Below are 14,386 nucleotides of genomic sequence, written 5' to 3'. Positions count from 1 at the left end.
TTTGTTATACCCCTTTGTTCGTTTGGCGCTGGGCAGCGACTTCGAGCACGGCCTGAACGATGCCGGTGTAACCCGTGCAGCGACATAGGTGCCCCGAAAGCATGTCGCGTACCTGGGTCTCGTCCGGGTTGGGTACCCGCTCGAGAAAATCCACGCAGGACATGAGAATGCCCGCAGTGCAAAAGCCGCACTGCAAGGCGTGATGACGGCGAAAGGCTTGTTGCAGGTCGCTCAGTGTGTCGTCGTCGGCCAGGGACTCGACGGTCTCGATACGCCGCTCGTGCCCCTGTACCGCGAGCATCAGGCAGGAACGCATGGCGACTCCGTCCACCAGCACCGTGCAGGCACCGCAGACACCGTGTTCGCATCCGACATGGACACCGGTGGCACCGAGGTCGTGGCGCAGGAAGTCACAGAGTTGGGTCCGCGGTTCAGCCAGCGCTTCGCGGGCGCGGCCATTGAGTTCCAGGCGAATCGGAAAGGTTTGGTCGGCAGTTACACGCATGTTCAGACTCCTTCGATCAGCTGGTGACCCAGCTCGCGAATCAGTTGGCGGCGATAGGCAGCGCTGGCGTGCACATCGTCTTGTGCGTCGAGCGACCAGGCGGTTTGATTGAGCGCGTCCGGCAGCCCCGCACCGCGAGGCAGACTGCGACGTTGCGGACGGTCAGCGACCCCGCCGATGCCGAGTTCGACCTGGTCCGCGCCGATGGCCGCGGCCAGGGAGACAATTGCGAAGTCGCCGTGGCGCATGGCGATTTCGCGGAAGCGATAGGTGATGCCTTCGCGCTTGAGCGGAAAACGCACCTCGACAACCAGTTCATCCGCACGCTTGTCGGTGGTGAGAATGCCTTGGAAGAAGTCAGCAGCCTTGACAATGCGCTTGCCTTTTTTCGACTCCAGAACGATCTCGCCACCCAGCGTCACCAGGCACAGCGGCAACTCGGCGCTCGGGTCGGCATGAGCCACCGAACCGCAGACTGTGCCGCGATTACGCGTCTGGAAGTGACCGATCCAAGGCATTGCAAGCGCCAATAAAGGCACCTCGTCCATCAGGGTCGAACGCGCCAGCAACTGCGCCTGTCGTACCCCGGCACCTACCGCCAGACAATCCTTGCGCAGTTCGATATAGGCCAGGTCAGCCACATGATTGATATCGATCAGCAACTTGGGCTGAGCCAGGCGCATGTTCAGCACCGCCATCAGCGATTGGCCACCGGCGATGATGCGAGCTTCCTGGCCGTACTCGGCGAGCAACTCAACCACCTGACGACGGTTGTCAGCCCGAACGTAATCGAAAGCAGCCGGTTTCATTGCGCACCTCCCTTGCCAAACAGCGCGCCAAGCGAGGCCCGCAATCGCGCCCACCAGCCGGTGGAGATGGCTTGGCCGCTGACCCGTTGTGACAGGCGAGTAAATATTTGTCCGATGATCACTTTCGAGGCCCCTTGCAGCATTCGGCCGCCGACCGCGGCGACTTTGCCGCTGACCGCCACCTGGTATTGGTATTCCAGGCGTGTGTGGCCGTTTTCCAGTTCAACGAAACGCACCTTGGCCTGCCCCTGGGCCGACCCCATCGAGCTGCTGCCGGAACCGGACAGACGCAATGAATGCGGCGGGTCCAGATCACTCAGGGCAACCTTGGCCTCGAAGCGCGCGCGGATCATGCCGACGCCGACAGTGACGTCTGCGCGGTAACGGTTTTCGCCTTCAAGCACGAGGTCGTGACAACCGGGAATGATCGCAGCCAGCGTCTGCGGGTCGAGCAAGGTGTCGAAGACCTGTTGCGGCGAAGCAGGAATCACCACAGAGTCGTTGGCCCGCAGTGCCGGTCCACCGGCAGGTACTGCGTCGAGGTTTTCATCGGGCTCCATACCGGCGGGCCGTGGCGGCTCGTCGATCCCGATCAGCGTGCGTACTTTCGATGGCGTCAGTGGCAGACGGATGTCCGAGCGGCCGAGGGCGTCGGCCACCGCGTTGGCGACGCACACCGGCGTGCTCATATTGTTGCCCTCGCCCACACCCTTGGCGCCCAGTGGGGTGAAGGGCGATGGCGTTTCCATGTGCAGGATCATCGGTTCGATCACTTCCGGTGCGGTCGGCACCAGATAATCAGCGAAGGTCCCGCTGAGGAAACTACCGTCCTCGCCGTAGGCGAACTCTTCCATCAGCGCCGCGCCGAGCCCTTGGGTGAAGCCGCCACGAATCTGGCCATCGACCAGCGCCGGGTTGAGCAGGCGGCCGGCGTCATGACAGGTGACGTAGCGATCGATGTGGATCTCGCCGGTCATGCGGTCGATTTCCAGACCGCAGATGTCGAAGACAAAGCCGTAGCACAGCGAGCTGTTGACCTGATCCTTGTCGTCCGGTGCCTCCAATTGCGGCGGGCTCCAGAAGGCGGTTTCACGCAGACCGCCGTTTTCCCCTTCCGGCAGCAGGCCCGGCGACCAGTGGGTCGCACCGGCAATCCGATGAAATGGCGCTACCGCCCCGCCATTGACCACGAATATCTTGCCGCCCGCGAAACGAATATCTTCGGGACTGGCCTGCAATTGCTCGGCGGCAATCGCGGCGAGACGATCGCGAATCTTCAGCGCTGCCTTGTAGACGGCACCGGCCACAGCACCGGCGAAACGGCTGGAATAGTTGCCAGAGGCAATCGACCACGCGTCCTTCTGAGTGTCCAGTTCGACGTTGACCACGATCGATTCCAGCGCAACCCCAAGCACTTCGGCAACGACCTGAGCCACGGTGGTTTGATGGCCCTGCCCTTGCGGTGCGGAGGACACGTGCACACTGACGTCACCCAACGGGCCGACGTTGATGGTTGCGGTGGCGACAGCGCCGTTTTTCGGACCGGCCTTGCGCCGCTCTTCGGGCGTCATCGCGGTGGTGATGTAGCCCATGTTGGAAATCGACGGTTCGATGACCGCGGCATAACCAATGCCATAGATCCGGCCTTCGGCACGCGCCTGATCACGACGTTTGAGCAACTCGTCGAGACCGCCATCAGCCGCCGCCAAGGCAATGCCAGCCTGGTAGTTGCCGGAATCGAGCAACGCACCGGCGGCCGCGCGATACGGGAAGGCATCGGCCGGCACCAGGTTGCGGCGGATCACGTCCAATGGATCAAGCTTTAACTGCACGGCGATGTGTTGCAGCAGCCGTTCAAGGGCGAAATACACCTGCGGTCCACCGAAACCCCGGTTCAGGCCGGAAGGGGTTTTGTTGGTCAGCACCACTCGGTTGCGCACTTGCAAATTGCGGATCGCGTAGGCACCCGTCAGGTTGCCGTGCATGCGGTAGAAAGTCGCCGGTTCGGGCGCTCTCAGGTAGGCGCCACAATCGTCGATCTGGTCATAACGCAACGCGGTGATGCGGCCATCGGCTTCTACCGCCGCTTCAATTTCGGTCACCCGATTGGTCGCCGAAGAAGCTCCCTGAAGATGTTCCAGACGGTCCTCGACCCACTTCACCGGTGCACCGACCTTGCGTGACGCCAGCCCCATCATCACCACGTAAGGGAAAACCCCTTGCTTGATGCCAAAGCTGCCGCCGGAATCTTTCGGTGTGCGTAAACGCAAGCGGTTACCGGGCACGTTCAGTGCCCTGGCCATGACCGTGTGCAACGCATAAGGGCCCTGAAAATTGGCCAGCACGTCATAAATGCCGGTGGCGCGCTCGTACTGAGCCAGCACCACATAGCATTCAATGGGTGTGCAGGAGCTGCGCGGAAACTTCACTTTGAGCGAGACCTTGTGCGGCGCCTGCTCGAAGGCCTGCTCCGGCTCGCCATAACGAAAGTGCCGCTCATTGACCACGTTGCTGCCGACTGCTTCGTGCAGGACCGGCGCCTGTTCGGCAGTGGCCAGTTCAGGATCGATGATCGGTGGCAGCGGCTCGTATTCAACGCGCACCCCTTCGATGGCGTCCTCGGCCAGATAGCGGCTCTCGGCGATCACCACGGCCACCGGCTCCCCGACGTAACGCACCTTGTCAACGGCGACGCACCAGTGCTCCATCGGCTGACGCACACCCACCGGGAACGGCAGCGCCCAGCGTTTGACGTCTTCGCCGACCAGCACGCCATGCACGCCTTTCATCAGCAGCGCACGGGAAAAGTCCACCGAGGTGATACGTGCATGAGCGTGGGGTGAGCGGATGATCGCCGCGTGTAGCGTTCCCGGAGGGATCGCAGCGTCATCGGCATAGCAGCCGAGGCCGCGCAACAAGGCGGCGTCCTCGACACGGGTCTGACGGGCGCCGATGTGGCCGGTCTGGCTTTCGGTAGCAGGTTGGAAACTAGTCATTTTTTCGCGGCTCTTGTTGTTGTGCAGCGCGATAGCGTTAGAGCCGAGTGTGTGAGAAAGGCGCCGGGAGCGCCTTGCCTGAGGAGAGGGAGTTCTGCGCTGGAGTCTGAAAATTTGCCTTAGCGTCTGATTTTCAGGACTGAGACCCGACATAATGGCCGGTCAGGGATGGGACGCGGGATGGCTCAGGAAAGCTTCGATTTCTGCACAAGGCATCGGTTTGGCGAAGTAATACCCCTGAAAAATATCGCAACGACTGCCCTTCAGGAAATCCACCTGGGACGCCGTTTCCACGCCCTCGGCGACCACCGTCAGACTGAGGTGATGGGCCATGGAAATAATGCCTTGGGTGATCGCTGCATCGTGAGGGTCGGTAGCAATTTCCTGAATGAACGAGCGGTCAATCTTGATCTTGTCGATGGGCAAACGCTTGAGATAGCTGAGGCTGGAAAAACCGGTGCCGAAATCATCGAGCGCAATGCGCACCCCCAGCGCCTTGAGCCGGTGCAACGTGTCGATTGCCTGTTCCGCGTTATGCAACAGCAGCGACTCGGTGATCTCCAGCTCCAACTGCTCACCACGCAGACCATGTTTCTCCAGGGTGGCCTGGACACACTGGACGAACTGGCCACGCTGAAAATGCATCGGCGAAATATTCACGGCCATTGAGATGCTCGTAATGCCCTGCTCGCCTAGCTGGCGCAGTTGCGCGCAGGCCGTATCGAGTACCCAAAGGCTTAGCGGGATGATCTGACCACTGTCCTCTGCCACCGGCACAAACACCGCGGGTGAGATAAATCCTTTTTCCGGATGCTCCCAGCGCAGCAACGCTTCGATCCCGACCACCCGCCCCGTGCGCGCTTCTATCTGCGGTTGATAATGCAGCTTGAGCGACTGGGTTTCGATAGCCTTTTGCAGGTCATTGCGCAGGCTCGCGTGCTCGCAAACGCGCTGATTAAGATCACTGGTGTACCACTGAAAGTTGTTGCGCCCTTGCTGCTTGGCTTTGTACATGGCCATGTCAGCCTGCTGGATCAGCTGCATCGGCTGCTCGATGTGACCATCGCTCAGGGTGATGCCGACACTTGCACTCACGTGCAGGTCAATGCCCTGGATGCAGTAGGGTCTGCCAATGCTGGCCATCAACCGCTCGGCCACCGGTACAACGTCCTCATCACGAAGCAAGTCCGGCAGCAGAACGATAAATTCATCACCGCCCATGCGCACGATGGTATCGCCGGGACGAATCTGCTGGGTCATACGCTGCGCCACCTCAATCAGCACCTGATCGCCGAAGTAGTGTCCGATCGAATCGTTGATGGATTTGAATCCATCCAGATCAATGCACATCACCGCCAGACGACGCTTGCGCCGACGACTGATGTGACAATCCAGAACAAGCCGTTCTTCAAGCGAAACACGGTTGAGCAAGCCGGTCAGCCGGTCATGGCTGGCGTTGAAGCTCAACTGGCGCTCGTAATGCTTCTGCTCGCTGATGTCCCGGGCAATGCCGAATACCCCGACGATTTCTCCGTTGACCATGATCGGCAGGTTAGAGATGTCCATGGTCAGCAGATTGTCACTCTCGTCGAGAACCCGTGCCTCGAAGCGCTGAGGTTCTCCGGCGCGGGCTGCGGAAAAATGCTGACTGACCCGCTCCAGGTCCTCTTCGAGTACCAGATGGGAAAAGTGATGACCAATGAAATCGGTTGCGGTGTACGGTTTCAGCTTCAGGCCTGCTGCGTTCACACTTTGGATATTGCCGAACAGATCGAGGGAGAACACGGGGTGGGGGTTGTAGGTGAACAATGAACGAAAACGTTGTTCGCTTTCCTCCAGTCGTTGGCCATCACGCTCATGGCGGATCGCGATGACTGCCAGTTGGGCCGCGCGGTCCAGTCGTTGAATCTGCGCCTCGTCCGGCGCATGGACGCGGTTCTGGTACAGGGCAAATGTACCCAACACGCGTCCCTGATGGGAGAGCAAAGGCACCGACCAGCAGGAACGCAGGTTATGCCCCAGCGCCAGGCTGCGGAAACGCTCCCAGTTGGGGTCCCGGGCGATGTCTTCGGTGACTACAAGCTCGCGCCGGAACGCAGCGGTGCCGCAGGTTCCTTCCTGTGGACCAATGGCCATTCCATGAATCGCGTCACTGTATTCGACCGGAAGGCTGGGCGCCGCGCCGCTCAGCAAGCGTTTGCCCTCGGCATCAGTGAGCAGTATCGAACAGAAGGTTTCGGGGGCCTGTGCGTCGTGCATCTGGCAGATGGCGCAGAGTATGTCGCCCAGATGATGATCGGTCGCGATCATACCGAGAATGTCACGTTGCGATTCGGGGAGTGTCTTGCTGCGAAAACCAGGACGAGTATTCATGGTGGTTCCTGAAGACTCTCGAGGTCGTCCGGTCTTCAGAGAGCCAGAAATAGTAGGCGGCCGATCACTGTCCACTAGTGCGTCGGACGCGCACTCTATAGAGCACCGACGCACTAAAAAAAGACTCAGATCCAACATAAAAAACAGTATCAGATTTATGAAACTGTCATCTCTGTCCATTGCTCCGATGCGGCCCAAAGACGCTCGGCATACTCAAGATCGACTGCCCATCTGGCCACGCCCTTGCGTCCCGTCTCCGATTCGTTGATAGAGGCGATATTGCAATCTTCGCAGTAAACACCGCCCAAGGTTGCAAGCGTGGCGCTGGTCGCACACCACAAGCCGGTTGCAGCGCCCTGCTCCAGTGTCTTGAGTCCGATCTCCGGGTTCAGGCGCTGCCGACCGTGCTCATCCAGCACGTCGAATGCGGCTATTTCGGCGCTGCTCAGATGGCGTCCGAGGCTGGTCAGGACTTGCCCCGGGTGCAGCGAGAATGCCCGCACGCCGCGATGACGTCCGCGTTTGTCGAGCGCCAACGCAAACAGTGCGTTGGCGGTTTTCGACTGACCGTACGCCACCCACTTGTCGTATGGCCGGCGCAAAAAATCGATGTCGTCAAAATCCACCCCGGCGATCTGATGCCCTCGTGACGAGACCGAAACCACGCGCGCCGCGCCCGCGGCAATCAGTGCCGGCCACAGCCCGCAAGTCAGGCGGTAATGACCGAGATGGTTCGTAGCGAACTGACTTTCGTGCCCATCGCCGTCTCGCGTCAGTGGCGAGGCCATGACCCCGGCGCAGTTGATCAGCAGCGAGATCGGACGGCCACTGTTGAGCATGCGTCGGCTGAAGGCTTCAACCGATGCGGGTTGCATCAAGTCCATCTCCAGTACTTCGACCCGCTTGACCTCTGCCAGGGCGGCCAGGGCCCGGACCGGATCTCGGGCGGGAACGATAACGTGTGCGCCCGCCGCGGCCAGGCATTTCGTGGTGACCAGTCCGATTCCCGAATAACCGCCGGTGACGATCGCAATTTTGCCGGTCAGGTCAACACCTGCCATGACCTCGGCGGCGGTACTGGCGGCATTGAAGTCGGAGTGAATAGGGTTTTGAAGCGTCGGCATGAGAAATCTCCCTCGCAGGTATCGAAGTGCTCGATTCTTCACTAAGCTCGCTGGACGAAACAGCTCAAGAAACCCGGTTTTCTATCGTGATCATCCAAAATTCAGTTTCTGACCCCTTGTCCGAAGTCCTGGCGCTGTCAGGACTGCGTGCCGCCTGCTCCGTGCGATTGCAGGCAGGCGGCACTTGGGCATTACAGTTCCGGCCCATCGAATTGAAATTCAATGTCGTGCGACGAGGCGAGTGCTGGTTGCGCATGGACGGCATGGCGCCTTGTCATCTGAGGGCTGGCGACTGTTTTGTCGTTGCTCGTACGCCGTTCGTTCTGGCCAGCGGGCCGGATGTGGAGGCGATAAATGCCTCCGATGTGTTTTCCCATGCGGGGGCGTCGGCAATGTTCGGCGTGGGTGACGATGTCGAGTTGCTGGGCGGCAGCGTTTCACTTGTCGGTCCTGCGGCGATGGAGTTGCTCGATGCATTGCCGCCTGCACTCATCATCCGCGCCGGGTCCGGAGGCGCATCGTCGTTTGGCTGGCTGCTGGATGAACTGGATCGTGAGTGGCAATCGAATCAAGCTGGCGCGCATGCAATGTGCAACGATCTACTGCGGCTGATCTTCATTCACGTGCTTCGCCATCGCATCACCGCCGCCGACTCTACTGATTTGAATTGGCTGGGAGGACTTCGAGATCCGGTCATCGCCAAGGTGTTGCGTGCCATTCATGGCGCACCCGAAAAATCTTTGAGGCTGGCTGAAATGGCGGATATGGCTTGCATGTCCCGCTCTGGCTTTACTGCATTATTCAAGACGCGCGTGGGGCAGTCGCCCGGCGAATATGTCACGCGATGGCGCATGCAAGTGGCGGCGTCGAGGTTGCGCGATGGCACGGACAACGTCGCTACCGTTGCCGCTTCGCTGGGTTATCTGTCGGACGCTGCCTTTGGAGTCGCGTTCCGCCGTGTTCACGGAAAATCGCCCGGACAATATCGACGTGAAGCACTGCGATAACCGGGTATTGAGGTGGGCCAGGCTTGCTCGCAATTTGGCCTGAGGAAGCTAGGGCGTAACGCCCTAGCAGATCGCAGAGGTCACTTATTCTTTTTCGCCGGCTTTTCTGCCTTGTCTGATTTCTTAGCCTTGTCTGGCTTGCTATCAGCTTTTTTTGCAGATTTCTTCGGTTCGGCATCTTTTTTCTTGTCTTTCTTTTCGGAAGATTTCGAAAGAGCCGAGGCCGCAGCTGATTTCTTTGCCTTCGATGACTTTTTGTCTTTCAAATCCTTGCTGGCGTTCGAAGCATCACCTTTGCTTTTCTTCTCGTCTTTAGCCACGTTGACCACCTCTCGGAAAATGCCGGTATTGGCACATTGCCTGTGCGATTCGTCCACAAGCTAATCATTAGGCGAGCGCACCCAAAGGCGGTTCAAAATTTTTGATGCGTTGAGACAGGCTTTGGATGAAGCACCGAGACGTGAGCCCAGATGAATCTACCCCCTCGAAAACCACTCCCCACAAAAAAGCCCACTGACCGTCTCCGATCAGTGGGCTTTCTCTGATTACGCTTCTACTTACAAAGCCATATCACTGGCAGCATTAGCCTTCGGCGCTTTCGCCTTATCAGCATCAGCCGGAGCAGCAGCCGGAGCCGCTACCTGACCAATCGCCGGCGGCGGCGTCAGTTGCAGCACCTTGGCGGTGTAAGCCCACTCCTGCGCAACCTTCTCAGGGCTGCCGTTCAGCTGAGTGCCATAGCTCGGCACGATCTGATGCAGCTTTTCCTGCCAGGCAGGCGAAGCCACCTTGTCCTTGAACACTTTCTGCAGCACGGTCAGCATGATCGGTGCAGCCGTCGAGGCGCCCGGCGATGCGCCCAGCAGGCCGGCAATGGTGCCGTCTTGCGATGCAACGATCTCGGTGCCCAGCTTCAGCACGCCACCCGCTGCTTCATCACGCTTGATGATTTGCACGCGTTGGCCGGCTTGCCACAGGCGCCAGTCTTCGGCTTTGGCGTTCGGGAAGTATTCTTTCAGGGCGTTGAGGCGGTCTTCGTCAGACAGCATCAGTTGGCCGGCGAGGTACTCGACCAGCGGGTATTCCTTGATGCCGACTTTGGTCATTGGCCACACGTTGTGCGTGGTGGTGGTGGTCAGCAGGTCCAGGTACGAGCCTTCCTTCAGGAACTTGGTGCTGAAGGTCGCGAATGGGCCAAACAGAATGACGCGCTTGCCGTCCAGGACACGGGTGTCCAGGTGCGGAACCGACATTGGCGGTGCGCCAACGGAGGCTTTGCCGTAGGCCTTGGCCAGGTGTTGTTCGGCCAGGGTCGGGTTTTCGGTGACGAGGAACGAGCCGCCTACCGGGAAGCCTGCGTATTCCTTGGCTTCAGGAATACCGGACTTCTGCAGCAGGTGCAGTGCACCGCCGCCCGCGCCGATGAACACGAACTTGGCGTCGGTTTCGGACTTGGTGCCGTCTTTCAGGTTTTTGTAGCTGACGCGCCAGGTGCCGTCGTCGTTCTTGGTGATGTCTTGCACTTCGCTAGACAGTTTCAAGTCGAACTTCGGTGTGGTTTGCAGGTGCGCGACGAACTGGCGGGTGATTTCGCCAAAGTTGACGTCGGTGCCGATCGGGCTCCAGGTGGCCGCGATTTTCTGGTTCGGGTCGCGCCCTTCCATCATCAGCGGAACCCACTTCTTGATCACAGCCGGGTCTTCGGAGTACTGCATGCCGGCGAACAGCGGGCTCGCTTGCAGGGCTTCGTAGCGCTTCTTCAGGAACTTGATGTTGTCATCGCCCCACACAAAGCTCATGTGCGGCGTGGAGTTGATGAACGAACGCGGGTTTTTCAGCACGCCTTGCTGAACCTGCCAGGCCCAGAACTGACGGGAGATCTGAAACGCTTCGTTGATTTCAACGGCTTTCGGGATCTGTACGTTGCCCTTGTCGTCTTCCGGGGTGTAGTTCAACTCGGCCAGGGCGGAGTGACCGGTACCGGCGTTGTTCCAGCCGTTGGAGCTCTCCAGGGCGACGCCGTCGAGGCGCTCGATCATTTCCATCGAAGTGCCAGGTTCCAGCTCGTTGAGCCAGACACCCAGGGTCGCGCTCATGATGCCGCCGCCGATCAGCAGTACATCGACTTTCTTTGCCTCTGCCGCGTGAACGGACGTGATCCCCATCGACAAAGCCAGCCCCAGCAGGGCCGTGTTCATTTTCTTAAACATCTGTAGCACCTATGATAAAACGCCATCCGCCCTTCCATTCCCGCTCACGGCCCCTTGGTTCACGACATTCAGGCAGGACGTCGTGGGTGCTCGTACACAAGAATCGAAGGGTGGGCACACAAGGCCGACTGTCTGCATCGACCTCAATTTATATGTCCCTACTGAACTGACTTTTTATCATTATTGGCTTCAGCTACTTGAGCGACATTGATCCTGTCGGCACGTCTCAAGGACGGGCCAACTGAATAGGTCAAACCAAGTTGGCGCGCAGAATATCATGGCAGGACGACCACGCGCTCCCAAAAGGACTTATGAGTCTAGTCCAGACGGGGCTCGTTCGCCGCGTCCCGGCCCAAACGATTCAGCACAAACACCTTGGCGTTGTGGGTCATTTGGTCCAGATGCCGGTCGCGTTGCTTTTCGGCATCGACCATCGCGCGCTTTCCGTGTTTTTGCAGCAAGTAGTTATGTATCTGCCGAACCTCTAGAGAACTGTAGATAAATGTGACATCCAACAGTCCCATCAAGCCTTCGCTGCTGTGGTCGCGGGTGTTCATCAGCACCTGCGTGCCGCGCACGCCCAGCACCTGAAAACCCATCGACTCGAACCACGGCACCTTGGCCACGGTGCAGGTCAGTTCGGCGTGGGGGTAGCGGCTGATCATGTCTTGCAGCATGGCCCGTGCGACGCCTCGGCGGCGATGACCCGAGTCAACGGCCATGTAGGCCACGCCGCAGGCTTCGGGATCGTCCTTGACCGGCAGGTACAGCAGAAAGCCGATGACCTTTTCAGGGTCTTCATCGTCGGTGGCGACGATCAACTCGACCGCAATGCCCTTGGACCCGCCGAGGGCTTCCAGGTACAGATGCACTTCGTAACCGACCGCGTACTGATACACGTTGTACAGCGGGTTGCTCGGCGCGATGCCGACCATGCTGATGTCGGTCAGGTTGTCGACGACCATCTGCAGGATCTGGCTGTTGATGTGCTCCGGGCACGGGGCGTCGAAGTGGGTGAGTTCGGGCATTGAAATTCTGACTCCGGGATCGCTTTACTGGGTTTCGGCGGGGCTATTGTCACAGATTGATCGCCACGCCGCTTCCGCCAGCAATTCCCGGTAGGCCTTCGGACTGGCGACCACCCTCCCCGACAACCAGGCCCGGCAGTAACTGTCCGCCTGGCCGATGATCAGCGACGGCAGCAATTCGGCCGGAAACGCGCGCAATTCATCGCGTCGGCCGGGCTCTGCCAGCCATTGGCCGAGTGTCTGGTTACGGATTTTGTTGCGAGTGGCCAGTTCTTCCTTGAACGGCCCTTTGGTGACGGCGAATCGCGCGTGGTACTGGAAACGTGCCCAGTCGGGTTGGCTGTCGACCCAATCGACGTAGCTGTGGACCAGCGCGTGCACGCCCTCTTCGGTGGTCTGTGCCTCGGCGAGGTAGCTGTCGCGAAGCAGTGCCTGGTCATCCAGCGCGGTGAAAAACAGCGCGGCCACCAGGCCTTCCTTGTTGCCGAAATGATGGTAGATCGCGCCAACGCTGGTATCGCATTCGGCGCGGATCATTTCGATGGTCGTGGCTTCGAGCCCTTGTTCGTTGAACAGGGCCAAGGCTTTTCTGAAGATGTCGCGCTTGAGTTCGGCTCTTCTGCCGGGGTAGCTGCGCTCGAGTAGATCTGCGGTTTCCATGCGGGATACAGGCCAGAAAATTCATGACAAGGCAGGCGGCTGCCGGTGAGAAAGCTGCGCTAGGTTGACAGATTTAATCGCAACAGAATACTGTTCCGTCACAGAACATTATTCTGTTACGGAACATCATTCTGTAAAACCATCCCTCAGCGAGGCTTCAAAATGAGTCAGTTTCTCAGCATGTTCAACAGCGCCGGCCCGGAAGCGTTCAGCAAAATGGCCTGCCAGGTGGCGCCCTACTTCAGCACCATCAAGCCGCTGATCTCGGCGTTGCGCCCCGGTCATGCCACGGTGCAGGTGCCGTTCAGCAAGGAGATCACCAACCACTTGGGCTCGGTTCATGCGATTGCGATGTGCAACGCCGCCGAACTGGCGGCAGGGACGATGACCGACGTGTCCATTCCCGCCGGTGCGCGCTGGATTCCGAAAGGGATGACGGTCGAGTATCTGGCCAAGGCCAAGAGCGATGTGACGGCGGTGGCCGATGGCGAGGCGGTGGATTGGCGGACGGAGGGCGACAAGATCGTGCCGGTGGATATTCATGATGCCGAAGGCAAGAAGGTGTTCACTGCGCGCATCACCATGAATGTGAAGCTCGCTTAAACGCCCACGCCCGCTACCTGTAGCAGCCAGCGTCTGGCTGCTACAACAATTGCGCAACCCGCTATCGTTCTTTCGAAGGGCAACAGGCAACTGTCGATAATCCCGCCGCGACTAAAGTTGTGCCCTCGCTCGCCGAATCCTTCCTGTGAACCCACAAACGAAGGACCGTGAAATGTATTACCCCCGCGAAGCCGAAAAGGATCACCTGTTCAACCGCGTGATCCTGCTCACCGTGGCCTGTTGCGTGGTGCTGATCCTCGCTGGCATGGCCCGGCACGAGGGCATTGCCTACGCCGCCATCCGCTTGAGCCCCGTAGAGACCACCGGCACGGTGACCCGGCTGGACAACATCCTCATGAACAGCGACGGCAAAGTGATCCATTACCGCTACACCGATCACAACGGCCAGGCGCACGACGATCAATACGTTGACGAGCGCTACGCACAGAAAACCGCCTATGAAACCGGCGGCAGCATTGACCTGCTTTACTCGCGCTGGTTACCGGGGCAGAACAGCATTGCCCGCGAGCTGAGCGGCAATCGTCCGGGGTTTTACATCATGATGGGTGGGGTGTTGCTGGCGTTGTTGTCCCTGGGGATATCGGCCAGGACCCTGGGGCGGATTTATGCGATGAAGGAAGAAGACCGGTTTTATTGAGACTGGCCTAAAGGTGGTTCAACCATGAATCTGCAACGTGCAAGGCAACTGTTTAATGGCCAGCCAGTCCGGGAAACTCCGACTGAGCGACTCATCCATATTCTCGAAGCCTCTATCGAATTGGTTTCGATGGAGGAGAATAATTTTGACTGGTCGAGCTGGGAAGATGCCGCTGCGGCAGAAGCGGAGCTGCTCGGGCTGGTCAACCTTCTGAAAGCCGGCACACTACCCGAGCGACTGAAAGTAGCGGTCCTGTTTGCAGTGACAGGCCCGCTGCAGGAAGTCAGTCTGAGCAGTGGGTGGGCAAATACCTTTCTGAGGTTAGCTGGCACGTTTGACGAAGTTGAAGCGTTGCTGTGGGATACCGCCGATTTTTCTTGAGCCGTTTACGGATAAGGCCTGAGGTCGAAAAT

The 14,386-nt window shown here is 59.2% G+C and carries 13 protein-coding genes; 4 read left to right on the top strand and 9 right to left on the bottom strand.

The window, feature by feature from the left end:
• Positions 1-4: 4 nt before the first annotated feature.
• The 5 genes from JIO00_RS12065 to JIO00_RS12045 form a co-directional block, all read right to left on the bottom strand.
• Positions 5-505, bottom strand: coding sequence for a (2Fe-2S)-binding protein (locus JIO00_RS12065; RefSeq protein ID WP_077750313.1), 501 nt, complete (start codon positions 503-505; stop codon positions 5-7).
• 2 nt (positions 506-507) lie between these two features.
• Positions 508-1,314 carry an FAD binding domain-containing protein gene (locus JIO00_RS12060; protein WP_200668314.1) on the bottom strand — a complete coding sequence of 269 codons (807 nt, stop codon included), beginning with the start codon at positions 1,312-1,314 and terminating at the stop codon, positions 508-510.
• The gene (locus tag JIO00_RS12055; protein WP_200668313.1) at positions 1,311-4,310 is read right to left on the bottom strand and encodes a xanthine dehydrogenase family protein molybdopterin-binding subunit; all 3,000 of its coding nucleotides are present in this window, start codon (positions 4,308-4,310) and stop codon (positions 1,311-1,313) included. Before JIO00_RS12055 ends, JIO00_RS12060 begins: the two co-directional genes overlap by 4 nt.
• A 162-nt stretch (positions 4,311-4,472) precedes the next feature.
• The gene (locus tag JIO00_RS12050; protein ID WP_200668312.1) at positions 4,473-6,683 is read right to left on the bottom strand and encodes a putative bifunctional diguanylate cyclase/phosphodiesterase; all 2,211 of its coding nucleotides are present in this window, start codon (positions 6,681-6,683) and stop codon (positions 4,473-4,475) included.
• Positions 6,684-6,838: 155 nt separating this feature from the next.
• A complete protein-coding gene (locus JIO00_RS12045) occupies positions 6,839-7,807 on the bottom strand; it encodes an oxidoreductase (RefSeq protein WP_154504336.1) in 969 nt (322 codons plus the stop codon).
• A gap of 26 nt (positions 7,808-7,833) precedes the next feature.
• Between JIO00_RS12045 and JIO00_RS12040 the strand changes: the two genes are divergently transcribed.
• Positions 7,834-8,814, top strand: coding sequence for an AraC family transcriptional regulator (locus JIO00_RS12040; RefSeq protein ID WP_234452952.1), 981 nt, complete (start codon positions 7,834-7,836; stop codon positions 8,812-8,814).
• Between the two features lie 80 nt (positions 8,815-8,894).
• On the opposite strand, the gene JIO00_RS12035 is transcribed toward JIO00_RS12040, so the two are convergent.
• The 4 genes from JIO00_RS12035 to JIO00_RS12020 form a co-directional block, all read right to left on the bottom strand.
• Positions 8,895-9,191 carry a hypothetical protein gene (locus JIO00_RS12035; RefSeq protein WP_177346275.1) on the bottom strand — a complete coding sequence of 99 codons (297 nt, stop codon included), beginning with the start codon at positions 9,189-9,191 and terminating at the stop codon, positions 8,895-8,897.
• Between the two features lie 180 nt (positions 9,192-9,371).
• Positions 9,372-11,024, bottom strand: coding sequence for a malate dehydrogenase (quinone) (mqo, locus tag JIO00_RS12030; RefSeq protein ID WP_200668311.1), 1,653 nt, complete (start codon positions 11,022-11,024; stop codon positions 9,372-9,374).
• Positions 11,025-11,341: 317 nt separating this feature from the next.
• Positions 11,342-12,052, bottom strand: coding sequence for a GNAT family N-acetyltransferase (locus JIO00_RS12025; RefSeq protein ID WP_077749873.1), 711 nt, complete (start codon positions 12,050-12,052; stop codon positions 11,342-11,344).
• A 24-nt stretch (positions 12,053-12,076) separates the two neighbouring features.
• Positions 12,077-12,712, bottom strand: coding sequence for a TetR/AcrR family transcriptional regulator (locus JIO00_RS12020; RefSeq protein ID WP_083377017.1), 636 nt, complete (start codon positions 12,710-12,712; stop codon positions 12,077-12,079).
• A 162-nt stretch (positions 12,713-12,874) separates the two neighbouring features.
• On the opposite strand from JIO00_RS12020, the gene JIO00_RS12015 reads away from it, so the two are divergent.
• The 3 genes from JIO00_RS12015 to JIO00_RS12005 all read left to right on the top strand — a co-directional run bounded on the left by JIO00_RS12015 (position 12,875) and on the right by JIO00_RS12005 (position 14,354).
• Positions 12,875-13,315 (top strand): hotdog fold domain-containing protein, encoded by a 441-nt coding sequence (locus JIO00_RS12015; protein ID WP_010459379.1) that lies wholly within the window; start codon positions 12,875-12,877, stop codon positions 13,313-13,315.
• A 172-nt stretch (positions 13,316-13,487) separates the two neighbouring features.
• Entirely contained in the window at positions 13,488-13,973 is a 486-nt protein-coding gene (locus JIO00_RS12010; RefSeq protein ID WP_200668310.1) for a DUF3592 domain-containing protein, read from the top strand.
• A gap of 24 nt (positions 13,974-13,997) precedes the next feature.
• Complete coding sequence (locus JIO00_RS12005; RefSeq protein WP_010459375.1) at positions 13,998-14,354, top strand: hypothetical protein; 357 nt, start codon at positions 13,998-14,000, stop codon at positions 14,352-14,354.
• Positions 14,355-14,386: the final 32 nt, after the last annotated feature.

Origin of the sequence: Pseudomonas sp. SW-3 (assembly GCF_016615645.1) — a bacterium.
Classification (GTDB): domain Bacteria; phylum Pseudomonadota; class Gammaproteobacteria; order Pseudomonadales; family Pseudomonadaceae; genus Aquipseudomonas; species Aquipseudomonas mandelii.
The sequence above is the reverse complement of the archived record's forward strand: the minus strand, read 5'-3'. Positions and strand labels throughout refer to the sequence as shown.

Coding starts and splice junctions, on each gene's coding strand:
- JIO00_RS12065 (WP_077750313.1), bottom strand. CDS start 505: ATGCGTGTAACTGCCGACCAAACCTTTCCGATTCGCCTGGAACTCAAT.
- JIO00_RS12050 (WP_200668312.1), bottom strand. CDS start 6,683: ATGAATACTCGTCCTGGTTTTCGCAGCAAGACACTCCCCGAATCGCAA.
- JIO00_RS12010 (WP_200668310.1), top strand. CDS start 13,488: ATGTATTACCCCCGCGAAGCCGAAAAGGATCACCTGTTCAACCGCGTG.
- JIO00_RS12025 (WP_077749873.1), bottom strand. CDS start 12,052: ATGCCCGAACTCACCCACTTCGACGCCCCGTGCCCGGAGCACATCAAC.
- JIO00_RS12055 (WP_200668313.1), bottom strand. CDS start 4,310: ATGACTAGTTTCCAACCTGCTACCGAAAGCCAGACCGGCCACATCGGC.
- JIO00_RS12015 (WP_010459379.1), top strand. CDS start 12,875: ATGAGTCAGTTTCTCAGCATGTTCAACAGCGCCGGCCCGGAAGCGTTC.
- JIO00_RS12060 (WP_200668314.1), bottom strand. CDS start 1,314: ATGAAACCGGCTGCTTTCGATTACGTTCGGGCTGACAACCGTCGTCAG.
- JIO00_RS12005 (WP_010459375.1), top strand. CDS start 13,998: ATGAATCTGCAACGTGCAAGGCAACTGTTTAATGGCCAGCCAGTCCGG.
- JIO00_RS12045 (WP_154504336.1), bottom strand. CDS start 7,807: ATGCCGACGCTTCAAAACCCTATTCACTCCGACTTCAATGCCGCCAGT.
- JIO00_RS12020 (WP_083377017.1), bottom strand. CDS start 12,712: ATGGAAACCGCAGATCTACTCGAGCGCAGCTACCCCGGCAGAAGAGCC.
- mqo (WP_200668311.1), bottom strand. CDS start 11,024: ATGTTTAAGAAAATGAACACGGCCCTGCTGGGGCTGGCTTTGTCGATG.